This window comes from Lentzea guizhouensis, assembly GCF_001701025.1.
GTDB classification, from domain to species: Bacteria; Actinomycetota; Actinomycetes; order Mycobacteriales; family Pseudonocardiaceae; genus Lentzea; species Lentzea guizhouensis.
This window is the reverse complement of record NZ_CP016793.1, coordinates 6174919-6186558: the sequence shown is the minus strand read 5'-3', so window position 1 is coordinate 6186558 and position 11640 is coordinate 6174919. Positions and strand designations below refer to the sequence as shown.

Below are 11640 nucleotides of genomic sequence, written 5' to 3'. Positions count from 1 at the left end.
ACGCGAAGGGGTGGCTGGAGCCGGTGCGTTCGGAGGGATTCCGGCCTCGGTCGCCACCGCCGGACTCGGCTGTGCCGGAGCCGGCACGGTGAAGGGCGGCCTGGGCGGCGCACTCGAAGGCGTCGCGCGGCTGCCCGGAGATTGCGAAACTGTTCTGATGGAGGACCAACCACAGCAACACTCCGCACGTTACTACGCGATCGTCGGTCCGCTGCTGCTGGTCGCGACCGTGATCGGGTTCGTGTTCATCGAAGAAGCCGACTGGGTGTTGGTCCTGCTCGGCTGTGCCCTCGGCGGATTCCTCGTGGACGGCATCGCGGACCTGGTGCGGCGCAACCGGACCAAGGAGTGAGCCCCGAGACTGCAGACCACCTCGCGCGCCTCCCACTTCGCGAGCGTGGCCCTCACGACCTCCGCCGCGGTGAACGCGTCCTCCCCCACCGGCACCACCTCCTAGAGGCCGTCCTTCGCGGTGCCGACACCAGGATGCCGCCGTCTGCACATCGGCCGAGCCGAGGCCGAGGACCAGGCCGGGCTTGCCGGCGCATGGTCCTCGGCCTCGCTTCAGTGCAGCTTTGCGCGCAGTCCTCGCAGGCGAGACGTCCCGCCGTTCGCGCGCACGTTCCTGATAGCCGGTCCAGTCGGCGGGCCGTGCTAGTCCTTGAGCTGGCCGCGCACCTGGTCGAGCTGTGTCCACAAGGACCTGACGGAGTCCTTCTCCACGCCGAGGCGGGTGGAGAACTCCCAGTCCTCGACAGCTTCGAGGGCCTCGTTGATGGAGTTCATGATCGATCGTATTTCATCCGCTCCGAGCGAGACAACGGCCCGGTCGTCGTGCACTTCGATGACATCCATTGATCGTCCCTACTGCACAGTCAGGAAGTATTGCCGCCCGTTCGTCGGCGCGAACGCCGTGCCACCGTCGGGGGCTCGGGGATTTCTGATGACCACCACACCTTCGTGCCAGTATGCCGTCCTCCCGTTCGACAGCTGACGTGACTCGCCTTTGGCGATCGTCTTCTCGATGACCTCGGCGAACTGCTCCCGCGTGTGCACACCCCGGAACTCGCCCCGTTCGACCACGTGCTTGGTGTACGCGTGGCCTCCGGCGATCTCCTGGCCCGCCAGTTGCGCTCGGAGCCGCGGCCCGTCCGCGACGTTGCCGTTCGTCGGCCGTCCGGGCTGTTGCCCGCCCTGGTTGGGCCCGGACCCCGGCGGCGGTCCCTGCGGGGGCGTGGAGCCTCCCTGGGCCGCGGGTGCGTTCGACGGCCCGCCCGTGCGCGGTCCCTGGGGCGGGACCCGTGGTTCCGCCACCGGCGGAGGAGGTGGGTTGCCCCGGGGCAGAGGACTGGTGGCTGGGCGGACTCTGGAGACAGCGCCGACCGAGCTTGCCACCGCATGTGCGTTGAGATCGTTGCGAGCCTGCTCGGGGCTCCGCGGCTGCACGCCGAGGTTGGCGATGGTGGCGGCCACTTCCTGGTCGAACTCACGGCCACACTCGATCTCGGAGTCGGCGCACAGGTCACCGAGGTGGTTCGCCGTCTTCCAGGCCAGATAACTGGGCGGGCCGGGCTGGCACAGGTCCGGTGGGCAGGAGGTCAGGTCCCGCTCGGTCTTCCTGCTCAGCAACGGGATCAGCCGCTCCGCAGGAGGGGCGTCCTTGCCCAGGCGGAAGTTGTTGAGGCTGACCTCTCCGGTCTTCGGGTTGGTGACCTTGCTGAGACCGGGACCCACCTTCTCCACGATCATGCCGGTCCGTTGGCCGACCGGCCTCCCCGCCAGCGCGTCGTGGTAGTCCACCAGGCCCTGCGCGACGCGCGCCTGTTCGGCGCGCTGGTGGCGCAGGCGTTCTGCAAGTGCGGCGCGCTGGCCGGTCTGCTCGTTGCGGCCCGACGGGCCGGCGTCGACCAGGCGACGGTTCTCCACCTGCCGCTTGTACTCGGCTGCTCGCGCTTTCCGGTCTGCTTCCGCCTTGCGCTTCAGCTGACCGGTCTGCTCATTGCGACCCGACGGCCCGGCGTCGACCCGCTTGCGCTCGTCGATCTTCTTCCGGTCCTCAGCCGCTTTCCTCTCCGCCTGACGCTGACGCTGCAAACGTTCGGTTTGCTCGTTGCGACCCGACGGACCAGCGTTGACCCGCTTGCGCTCCTCGACCTTCTTCCTGTCTGCGGCCGCCTTCCGCTCCGCTTCCGCCCTGCGCTTGAGCTGGCCGGTCTGCTCGTTGCGGCCCGATGGGCCGGCGTCGACCAGGCGCCGGTTCTCCACCTGCCGCTTGTACTCGGCTGCTCTGGCCTTGCGGTCTGCTTCCGCCTTGCGCTTGAGCTGACCGGTCTGCTCATTGCGACCCGACGGACCGGCATCGACACGCTTACGCTCCTCGACCTTCTTCCGGTCCTCAGCCGCTTTCCTCTCCGCCTGACGCTGACGCTGCAAACGCTCGGTCTGCTCGTTACGACCCGACGGACCAGCGTTGACCCGCTTGCGCTCCTCGACCTTCTTCCTGTCCGCGGCCGCCTTCCGCTCCGCTTCCGCCCTGCGCTTGAGCTGACCGGTCTGCTCATTGCGGCCCGACGGGCCGGCGTCGACCAGGCGCCGGTTCTCCACCTGCCGCTTGTACTCGGCTGCTCTGGCCTTGCGGTCTGCTTCCGCCTTGCGCTTCAGCTGACCGGTCTGCTCGTTACGGCCCGACGGACCGGCGTCGACCCGCTTGCGCTCCTCGACCTTCTTCCTGTCTTCGGCAGCCTTCTGTTCCGCCTGACGCTGACGCTTACCACGCTCGGTCTGCTCGTTACGACCCGACGGACCAGCGTTGACCCGCTTGCGCTCCTCGACCTTCTTCCTGTCCGCCGCAGCCTTCCGCTCCGCTTCCGCCCTGCGCTTGAGCTGACCGGTCTGCTCGTTACGACCCGACGGACCGGCATCGACCCGCTTGCGCTCCTCGACCTTCTTCTTGTCTTCCGCCTTCTTCTTCTCTGCCTTGACGGCACGTTGCTTCTTGCCGGTCTGTTCGTTGCGTCCGGAAGCGCCGGCGTCCACGCGCTTCCGGTTCTCGACCTGTTTCTTCTCCGCCACCTTCTTCGCCGCGGCCTGGCGCTGCGTCTTGCCGGTCTGCTCGTTGCGCCCCGAAGCGCCGGCGTCCACGCGCTTCCGGTTCTCGACCTGCCTGTTCTCCACCACCTTCTTCTGCGGAGCGGGCGGTGGAGGTGGCGCGGGTGCCGCCTGTGCCTGTTGCACGGCGACAAGTGCGAAGAAAACGGAGACAGCGCTACCCGACAACGCGTACAGGATCGATCTCGAGGGTGAAGACCTGGTGCTTTCCATCCATCCGCCTCTCGACTCAGTTGATGAGGTCGGCCAGGTGCTCGCCGCCATTCCTCTCAAAGTCGGTGCTCGGCCTCCCTCCTGCGCTGCCTGCGCTGCTGCAGCTCGATTCCGATGCAACGACCCATGAGTCCGCCGAACAGGCCGGCCGCGAGGCCACCTGCCAGGGCGGCGGGCAGCAGGTCGAAGACCACAGCCGGGACAGCTCCTGCCACCAGTGCTGTGGAGATCCCGCCGATGTTGCCGGCCTTGGCGCTGCTCATCGGCTCTCGCCGGGACGGCTCGTGGTCGTAGTCCGCGCCGACGACAGCATCGTCGTAGTCCTCGACGTCGTCGTAGTCCTCGGCATCGCCAGGCGAGGAGTCGACATCGGACTGCCGGACCTCCTCCGGCATGACCACGTAGTAAGAGTTGTAGGACGGTTTGGTGTCTTCGGCGAACTCGTTGTCCACTGTGGAGGAGCCGTACTCGTCGAACGACAGTCGCTTCGTGGGCATGCCTCTCACCCGCTGTGTGCCGACGACGACACCGTGATGGTCACCTTCTTGCCGGACTTGTGTTTGCTGCTGTGCACATGCAGCCGCTTCTGCATGTCCGGTGAGGTCTTCGCCGTCAGCACGGGCGCGACCGGCGGCTTGGGCTTCTTCTTCGTCGTCTTCTTCTCCTCCTTCTTCTGCTTTTGGATCTTCTTGATCTCGCCCTTCTTCTTCTCGTAGTCCTTCTTCGCCTCGGACAGCTGCTTCTCGGCGTGCTTGACCTTCTTCTTCGCCTCGGTCGCCTCGGACTTCGCCTTCTTCAACGCCTGATCCGCGGGCGAGGGCTTCTTGACGGGAGCGGAAGCCGAGGACGACGTGTGCACGACGACCTTCGCCTCGCCCGGCTGGGCCTGGGCGCTCGTGTCGACCGGCGGTGCGGGCGGCTGCGTCTTGACGGCGGCCACGACTGCTTGCGGCACAACCGGTTTCGGCGCCATCGGCTGCTCCACGAGCGGCGCGGCGGGCTGCGCGGCCGGTTGGGCGGTTGGGCGGCCGGTCGTGCGGCGGGCTGCGGATCGGACTCGCTGTTTCCGCCACCGGCGGTGGCTGCGGTGCGGGCGGCGTGGTCTCCGCCTGCGGGACGGGGACCGGTTTCGGTGCGGGGGGCGGTGTGGGCTCCGCCGGCTTCGGGGTGGCGGGAGGCGCCGGCTGAGCCGCCTGCCGCTGTTCCGGTTTGGTGTCCTCCGTGGCGAGCACGTTGACCGCCGACGCGCCGAGCGCGGCCGTCATCAGTCCCGCGACGCCGTACAGCGCTGCTCGCTTCAGGTTGCTGCCGTTGCCCGGCTCTTCCATGACTCCTCGCTTCGGTAGATGCCTGACGAGGACGGTCACACCGGTCGGTGCAGAACGAGTGCAAGGGAAATGAACCGCTCCTGGACACCCCCTCCCTACCGTCGGCCGCCGAGAGGTGACGGAGGTGACCGAATGCTGTTCCGCGTACTGGGGCCGCTCGAAGTCGTCCATCTGGACGGCCGCAAGGCCGACGTCCCGGCCGGGGCGCCGGAACACGTCCTGCTCGCGTTGTCGTTGCGTCCCAACGCCTGGGTGAGTGCCGACAGCCTCGCTGAGGCGGTGTGGCCCGATCGGACCTCCACCTGTCCGGCCGAGGAGTTGTGGCCGTACGTGCACGACCTGTGCCGGCGCACACCGCTGTTCGGCGAGACGTCGGCGCGGATCGAAGGCATGGGCGGGAGATACCGGCTCAACATCGGTGAGGGCGAGCTCGACAGTGTCGTGTTCGAGCAGTTGGTCCACGAGGGACGCGCGTTGCTGCCCACTGATCCGGAATCGGCCGCCCGCTGCTTCCGCGCCGCGGCCGACCTGTGGCGCGGCGCGCCGTTCGCCCTGCTGAACACCTACCACAGCCGGGCGGAGGCGGATCGGCTGACGCGGTTGCGGTGGGCCGCGCTGGACCACCTCGTGGACGCGCTGATGGCGATGGACCAGACCGCCGGCTCGGTGACGCTGCTCCAGGCGCTCACCGCGGAGGACCCGAAACGGCAACGCACCTGGGTGCGCCTGGTCGACGTGCTGACTCACGCCGGCAGGCCGCTCGAGGCCGCGGCGGCGTCGCGCAAGGCGGCCCGCGAGGTCGGCGCACCGATGCCGTGGGATGCGCGATGACCGGCGGGGACGACTTCAACCTCATCGGCACGGGCCCCGCGGCCACCGTCTACGGCGGCCTGTACCTGGCGCTGAAGGCGTATCCGCCAGTCGACGAGCAGGTGCTCGACGCGTTCGGGCGCGAGCGGGAGGCGCTGGCCCCGTTGTGCGGCGAAGCGCCGATCCTGCCGGTCGACGACGTGGTGCGGCTGGGAGACGGCAAGCCCGCGTTGCAGATGGAGCTGTGCTCGGCATCGCTGGAAGGACTGGTGGCGGACAGCGGGGCGCTGCTGCTCGCCGACGCGCTGAGCGTGGGCCACGCGGTCGCCACGGCCGTGGCCGCGGCACACCGCGTCGGTGTCGTCCACGGTGGGCTGACACCGCACAACGTGCTGTTCCACCCGTCCGGCGCGCCGGTGGTGGCGGACTTCGGCACGTCCCTGCGCCGGGCGTTCCCGCCCGCCGCAACCGAGTACACCGCTCCGGAGACCCGGCGCGACGGCACGATGGACGAACGGTCCGACCTGTACGGGATCGGCGGTGTGCTGCACCTCGCTCTGACGGGTGCCCCGCCGGGCGACGGGGCACCGTGGCCGGACGTCCCGGCCGAGCTGGGGAAGCTGGTCCGGCGCCTGCTCGCCCAGGACCCCGCCGACCGCCCGTCGACGGTCGAGGTCGTGGTCCGGCAGCTCGGCGAGATGCTGGAGCCGCAGGACGAACCGACCCCACCAGAGCATGCTGTGCCCGAACCCGAGGCGGTCGATGCCCCCGTCCCCGAGCAGCGCGGACGGTTGCGCGCCGGGACGGTGGTCGTCGGGGTCGTTGCCGCCGCCGCCACGGCTCTCGTCACGATGCCGGTTCTCCTCGACGGCGAGCCGGCTGCACCGCGGTCGGCGGCGTCCACCACCTCGGTCCCGGCGAGCTCGGCCACCTCGCCGGTCACGCTCACGCTCGGCGATCCGGTCGACGGCGGAACGCACGTCGACCTGGCCTGGCAAGCCCCGGACGGCTTCACCTTCGCCGTCGTCGTGGCGGCGGAGAACCAGAGCCCGAAGGTGTTGATGGCCCACGCCCGTTCGATGCGCGTCCCGGTGGACGGCTCGGGCAAGTACTGCTTCCTCGTCCAGGCCACCGATGGCACGCGCGTGCTGGAAACCCCGCCCAGGTCGATCCGCGGAGCGCGCTGCAAGACCTGACCCGCTGTGTCATCAAATCCTCATGGTCGCCCTGTGAGAGTTCGAGTCGTCACTACGGGGAAGACCCAGGGGGTGCGGAAGTGCTGTTCCACGTGCTGGGGCCGCTGGAGACGCGGGTGCAGGGTGAGGACGGGCCGCGGCGGGTCGCTCGCAAGCCCGCCGCACTGCTGGCCAGGCTGCTGGTGAACAGGGGCGAATGGGTGGACTGCGATCGCCTGGTCGAGGCGATCTGGCCGGACCGGGTGCCACCGCGGTCGGCGCTGTCGAACATCAAGAACTACGTCTGGCAGATCCGCCACGACCTCCTCCCCGCGCACGACCGCGGCCCGAGGATCGAGGCACGGGCGGGCGCGTACCGGTTGTGCGCGGACCCCGCCGAGGTGGACGTCGAGTGCTTCCGACGCCACACCGCGGACGGGCGGACCGCCATGGCGCGAGGAGACGCGGCGGGCGCGGTGCACCACCTGGAGCTCGCGGCCGCGCTGTGGCGGGGAACGCCGTTCGCCGAGCTGCCGGACGAGGTCGTGGCACCGGTGGTGGCGGCGCTGGAGGAACTGCGCTGGGAGGTCCGCGAGACCCTCGCCGACGCGTTGACCGCCGTGCGGCGCCACCGCGAGGCGATCGCGCTGCTGCGACCTGACCGCCGCGGACCCGCGCGAAGGGCCGTGGCACGGCTGGTGCTGGCCCTGGTCCGGGCGGGCCGCCGCAGCGAGGCGTTGGCGACGTACGACGACGCTCGGCGCGTGCTCGCCGACGAACTGGGCGTCGACCCCGGCCGAGCGCTCGTGGAAGCCCGCCGGCACGCCCTCGCGGAGCCCGCCACCGAACGCGTCCGGTGCGATCTTCCCAGGGACGTGCCCGACTTCACCGGCCGCTCCCCTGAGACGGCGAGGCTGACCGAGCTGAGCCGGTCAGCCAGGACCACCGTGCCGGTGGTCGTGGTCGACGGGATGCCGGGTGTCGGGAAGTCGGCGTTCGCGGTGCACGTCGCCCATCGGATCGCCGGGGAGTTCCCGGACGGACAGCTGTTCGTCGACCTCGCACCGGATGGCGACCCACTCGGCGCGGACGTGCTGCTGGCGCGGCTGCTGCGTGGCGCGGGGGTGCGCGACATCCCGGACACGGTCGCGGAACGAGCGGCGGCCTGGCGCGCGCATCTGGCCGGGCGGCGGGTGCTGCTGGTCCTGGACGACGCGTCGAGCAGCGACCAGGTCCGCCCGCTGCTGCCCGGCAGCGCCGGCTGCATGGTCGTGATCACCGCCCGCACCCGCGTGCTCCACCTGGACGCGATCGAGCCGGTGACGTTGACGCCTCTGCCCGCGGCGCAGACCGCCGCCTTGTTCCGCTCCGGCACCGGGGCGTCCGCCCAAGACGTCGTGCGGGAGGTGGTCCGCCGCACCGGCGGTCTGCCTGCCGCGGTGCGGGTGGCCACAGCGCTGTTCCGCATGCGTCCACAGTGGACCCCGGAGCAGTTCGTCACACGTCTGGAGGAGGAGACCACCCGTACCGCGATCACGTTGGTCGAGCCGGCCTACCGCGAGCTGGACGACCGCCAGCGCAGTCTGCTGCACGCGGTCGCCGCCGAGCGGGAGTGCGGTCCGGGCGATCGCGAGACCGGCCGCGTCCTGGAGCACCTGGCCGACCGCCACCTGGTCGTGGCACGGTCACCGGGCCGCTACGCGGTTCACCCCGTGGTGCGCGACTACGCCCGCCACGTGACACCGACGCTGCGTGAACTCGCCGCGGTATGACCGTCCACCACGACTCGGGATGCCCTGTCCCCGCAGGCAAAGCCGGCACGCCGGCATCTGCACCGGGCACCTAGGGAAGCTGTTTCAAGGCGGCATCGAGCACGCTGGGATCGAGCGCGTTGGGGCCGTACCAGGTGGTACCGATCTCGGCGACCTTGACCGTTTTCGCCTGGCCGACCAGAACCCTGTAGTGGGCCCACATGGTTTTCGCGTCCACGTTGGGGGTGGTGCCGGAGGGCTTGGTCGAGCTGAGCGGAGCGATCACGACGGCGCTCTCGCCGTCAGCGGTCAAACCGGTCTTCAGCACAACGATCTTCTTACCCCTGTAGCTCCTGACGAACCCCGCTCTCAACGACGACACCGGTTCCCCCTCCTGGTGTGATGTAACGGTGACCGTAGACACGCGCCGAGAAGTTGTGGAGGCCTGAACGGACCAACTCTTGCCGGTTGCCGGCGGTGGGTTGATCTTCGCCGTGGCGACCGTCACGTCCTGCGAGGTGAGCACGTTCACCCGCCTGTCGTGTGAGGAATCCCGGCAGCGCGGGTATCCCGGTGCGCACACCACATGACCGAGTGCGGGAGTGACCCATGTCGGCAACCGTTTCCGATGAGCACCTCTCAGCGGTGCTGCGCACCTTCGTCCGCACGGCCTCGCCCGCCCTCGACGCGGTGCGCAAGTCCGGACCGCGCGACGTCGTCGCCGACACGCAGCCACCACACCCGCTCAGCCTGCCCAGGCGGGCGCTGCGCGCGGTCGCCGTCCTGCGCGTCCCGGGCACCACCGCCTGGACGCGGATGGACACGGCGCGCCGCGTGCGCTGGTGGACCGGCCCCTTCGGCAGGCTCACCGCCGCGGTCACCGCCATCCCCGGCCTGGGCGGTGTGCTCGCCAACCGGCTCCCCGTGCAGGACCTGCTCGGCAGCGCGGCCCAGGGCCTGATCGTCTGCGCCATCGCGGGAGAATGCGGTGTCACCGACACCGACGCCCGCACGCGCCTGCTCGCGGCGGTCCTGTTCGACCGCACCCTGCCCACGACGACCGCCGAGCAGGCTGCCGAGGTGCCCCGAGCCGACGCCGGAGCCCCGCCCAGCCGCGGCAAGGCGGGTCTCGGCAGCGCGCTGTGGCGGCTCGCCCAGGAACTGCGCGGCATCGACTCGCTGCTGGACAGCCGCCCCACCGGGAACCGGTTCCACCGCCTGCTCAGTTCCCTGCCGCTGCTGGGTTTCCTCGGCCACTACCTCGCCGAGCGAGCCGGTACCCGCACCATCCGCAAGCGTGCGCTGACATGGCTGACCGCACACCGGAACCAGGACGGCCGGCGACTCGCGGAAGCCCGCTGACCCCGGTGTGGCCGACCTCGACGATTTAGCCGTGGTCGGCCAAGTGGATCCGTGCGCCCCGGCGCCAGGTCCTCCCGCAGTGCGCGGGTGTTCACGTCGGGAAGAGCAACGAGTCACGGCGCGAATGCGCGTTCATCGCGTCGGCGTCGCTGCGGGCTGCCGGTCGGGCGCAGGGCGCCGGGTGAGCAGGATCGCGCCGATCACCACTGCCCCGCCGGCCAGGGTGTGCCACCCCACGGGTTCGGCCAGCAGGACCGCGCCCACCGCGGTGGACCACAGCGGTGTCACGTAGGTGACCGAGGCCGCGACCGTGGGACCGGACTCGCGGATCAGGTCCAGGTTGAGCACGTAGGCGTACCCCGTTCCCACCGCGCCCAGCGCCAGCAGGGCGAGCAGCGCGGCCGGGCCCGGCCAGGACGGCGGTCCCGACAGCAGCGGCGCGGCCAGTCCCAGTTGGACGGTGGCGCAGGTGATCTGCACGGCGGACACCGCGCTCGCCCGGTGCGGCCCACCGGACAGGAACCGCCGGGTGTAGGCGAAACCGGCTCCATAGCAGGTGGTGGCGCCCAAGCAGGCGAGACCGCCGGTCAGCACGTCACCGTCCAGACCTCGCCACACGCCGAGCAGCACCAGCACACCCGCGAACCCGAGCAGCAGGCCGGCCAGCCGCGTCCGCGTCACCCGCTCGCCCGGTACGACCAGCAGGGCGAAGGCCAGCGTCGTCAGCGGTGTCGTCGCGTTCAACACGCCGGCCAACACGGAGTCCACTGTGGACTCACCGAAGGCGAGCAACGTGAAGGGCACCGAGTTGAGCAGAACCGCGACCACGGCAGCATGTCCCCACGTGCGCGCGTCACGCGGTATCGCCGCCTTCTGCGCCACGCAGATCAGCCACAGCGCCACAGCGCCGAACAGGCAGCGGGCCAGTGCCACCTGCACCGGCGGCACGCCCGCGTCGACCGCGACTTTGATCAACGCGAAGCTGCTGCCCCAGATCGCCGACAACAGCACGAACTTCCCGGTCCATCCCACGGTGGAAGCGTCGCCCGGCACGGCATCATGAGTCCAACAAGTGACGATCGACCAAGCATGAGAGTGACTCATGACCTTGAACTTCGCCCAGCTCAGGGCGTTCCTCGCGGTGGTCGACGAGGGCGGGTTCGGCGCCGCCGCGGACGCGCTGGGCATCACGCAGTCGGCGGTCTCGCACGCCGTCGCCTCCCTGGAGCGCTCGCTGGGTCACGCCGTGCTGTCCCGGCGCGGCCGCAGCACGCCCACCTCGTTCGGGCAGGAGCTCCTGGTCCACGCCCGCGCCGCGGTGACCGCGTCGGCCGCGATCACCGACCTGGCCGAACGCCGACCGCGGCGCGCGGCACGATCAGGCTCGCCGCGCCGACCGTCTGCCAGGGACTGCTGCCGGACCTGCTGACCCGGTGGCGGGCCGAGTTTCCGCAGGTCACCGTCAGGGTGTTCGAGGGAGAGGACGACGGTGGCGGAATGGCTCGCCGGCGGCACGGTCGAGGCGGCCTGCTCGTGGACCGCCGCCCGGCGCGGGCGTGCAGGCGAGGACGCCTTCCACGCCCTGCTGCGCACCGACCACCCGCTGGCCGACCAGCCGTGCGTCGGCGTCGCCGACCTGGCCGACGACCCGTTCCTGCTCTCCCGCGGAGGCTGCGAGCGGCACGTGCGGCAGGCGCACGCGGGCCAGCCGTTCACGCCACGGCACCGGGTGCGCGAGCTGGGCACGCTGCTCGCGATGGTCCGCGCGGGCGTCGGCGTGTCGCTCGTACCGGGGCTGGTGGCGTCGATGCTGCCGCCCGACCTCGTCATGGTGCCCCTGCGCGAGCACGTCGTGCGCACGCTCGTGCTCAGCGGCCCCGCCGGCCGCGAGTG

At 70.6% G+C, this 11640-nt stretch carries 12 protein-coding genes and 1 pseudogene; 7 read left to right on the top strand and 6 right to left on the bottom strand.

The features are described 5' to 3' along the window. The first annotated feature begins 88 nt into the window (after positions 1–88). A complete protein-coding gene (locus BBK82_RS30320; protein ID WP_154697591.1) occupies positions 89–352 on the top strand; it encodes a hypothetical protein in 264 nt (87 codons plus the stop codon). A gap of 302 nt (positions 353–654) precedes the next feature. Here the strand turns inward: BBK82_RS30320 and BBK82_RS55855 are convergent, their stop codons facing one another. The 4 genes from BBK82_RS55855 to BBK82_RS30305 all read right to left on the bottom strand — a co-directional run bounded on the left by BBK82_RS55855 (position 655) and on the right by BBK82_RS30305 (position 4294). Further along, positions 655–786 (bottom strand): hypothetical protein, encoded by a 132-nt coding sequence (locus BBK82_RS55855; protein ID WP_257785392.1) that lies wholly within the window; start codon positions 784–786, stop codon positions 655–657. Between the two features lie 78 nt (positions 787–864). Further along, positions 865–3174: a hypothetical protein gene (locus BBK82_RS30315; RefSeq protein WP_065918044.1), complete on the bottom strand. Its 2310-nt coding sequence runs from the start codon at positions 3172–3174 to the stop codon at positions 865–867. Positions 3175–3377: 203 nt separating this feature from the next. Next, on the bottom strand, positions 3378–3818 hold the full coding sequence (locus tag BBK82_RS30310; RefSeq protein WP_065918043.1) for a hypothetical protein: 441 nt from the start codon (positions 3816–3818) through the stop codon (positions 3378–3380). Between the two features lie 5 nt (positions 3819–3823). Next, a complete protein-coding gene (locus BBK82_RS30305) occupies positions 3824–4294 on the bottom strand; it encodes a hypothetical protein (RefSeq protein WP_154697590.1) in 471 nt (156 codons plus the stop codon). A 487-nt stretch (positions 4295–4781) separates the two neighbouring features. On the opposite strand from BBK82_RS30305, the gene BBK82_RS30300 reads away from it, so the two are divergent. From BBK82_RS30300 to BBK82_RS30290, 3 genes are all read left to right on the top strand, one after another. After that, the gene (locus BBK82_RS30300) at positions 4782–5480 is read left to right on the top strand and encodes an AfsR/SARP family transcriptional regulator (RefSeq protein ID WP_065918041.1); all 699 of its coding nucleotides are present in this window, start codon (positions 4782–4784) and stop codon (positions 5478–5480) included. After that, positions 5477–6655, top strand: coding sequence for a protein kinase domain-containing protein (locus BBK82_RS30295; protein WP_065918040.1), 1179 nt, complete (start codon positions 5477–5479; stop codon positions 6653–6655). Before BBK82_RS30300 ends, BBK82_RS30295 begins: the two co-directional genes overlap by 4 nt. 80 nt (positions 6656–6735) lie before the next feature. Continuing rightward, entirely contained in the window at positions 6736–8406 is a 1671-nt protein-coding gene (locus tag BBK82_RS30290) for an AfsR/SARP family transcriptional regulator (protein WP_065918039.1), read from the top strand. A gap of 70 nt (positions 8407–8476) precedes the next feature. Here BBK82_RS30290 and BBK82_RS50725 read toward each other — a convergent pair whose 3' ends face one another. Further along, on the bottom strand, positions 8477–8917 hold the full coding sequence (locus BBK82_RS50725) for a hypothetical protein (protein ID WP_154697589.1): 441 nt from the start codon (positions 8915–8917) through the stop codon (positions 8477–8479). A gap of 77 nt (positions 8918–8994) precedes the next feature. On the opposite strand from BBK82_RS50725, the gene BBK82_RS30280 reads away from it, so the two are divergent. After that, entirely contained in the window at positions 8995–9747 is a 753-nt protein-coding gene (locus tag BBK82_RS30280; RefSeq protein WP_065918037.1) for a hypothetical protein, read from the top strand. A gap of 132 nt (positions 9748–9879) precedes the next feature. Here BBK82_RS30280 and BBK82_RS30275 read toward each other — a convergent pair whose 3' ends face one another. Beyond that, positions 9880–10779, bottom strand: coding sequence for a DMT family transporter (locus BBK82_RS30275; RefSeq protein WP_237047660.1), 900 nt, complete (start codon positions 10777–10779; stop codon positions 9880–9882). A gap of 70 nt (positions 10780–10849) precedes the next feature. Between BBK82_RS30275 and BBK82_RS54575 the strand changes: the two genes are divergently transcribed. Both BBK82_RS54575 and BBK82_RS54570 read left to right on the top strand, forming a co-directional pair. Continuing rightward, a complete protein-coding gene (locus tag BBK82_RS54575; protein WP_065918035.1) occupies positions 10850–11176 on the top strand; it encodes a LysR family transcriptional regulator in 327 nt (108 codons plus the stop codon). Between the two features lie 60 nt (positions 11177–11236). Further along, positions 11237–11605, top strand: a pseudogene (locus BBK82_RS54570) (LysR substrate-binding domain-containing protein); the annotation flags it as partial. Positions 11606–11640: the final 35 nt, after the last annotated feature.

Excerpts from the sequence above, each read along its gene's own strand:
- BBK82_RS55855 (WP_257785392.1), bottom strand. The coding sequence starts at position 786 with ATGAACTCCATCAACGAGGCCCTCGAAGCTGTCGAGGACTGGGAGTTC.
- BBK82_RS30310 (WP_065918043.1), bottom strand. The coding sequence starts at position 3,818 with ATGCCCACGAAGCGACTGTCGTTCGACGAGTACGGCTCCTCCACAGTG.
- BBK82_RS30305 (WP_154697590.1), bottom strand. The coding sequence starts at position 4,294 with ATGGCGCCGAAACCGGTTGTGCCGCAAGCAGTCGTGGCCGCCGTCAAG.
- BBK82_RS30300 (WP_065918041.1), top strand. The coding sequence starts at position 4,782 with ATGCTGTTCCGCGTACTGGGGCCGCTCGAAGTCGTCCATCTGGACGGC.
- BBK82_RS30295 (WP_065918040.1), top strand. The coding sequence starts at position 5,477 with ATGACCGGCGGGGACGACTTCAACCTCATCGGCACGGGCCCCGCGGCC.
- BBK82_RS30280 (WP_065918037.1), top strand. The coding sequence starts at position 8,995 with ATGTCGGCAACCGTTTCCGATGAGCACCTCTCAGCGGTGCTGCGCACC.
- BBK82_RS54575 (WP_065918035.1), top strand. The coding sequence starts at position 10,850 with ATGACCTTGAACTTCGCCCAGCTCAGGGCGTTCCTCGCGGTGGTCGAC.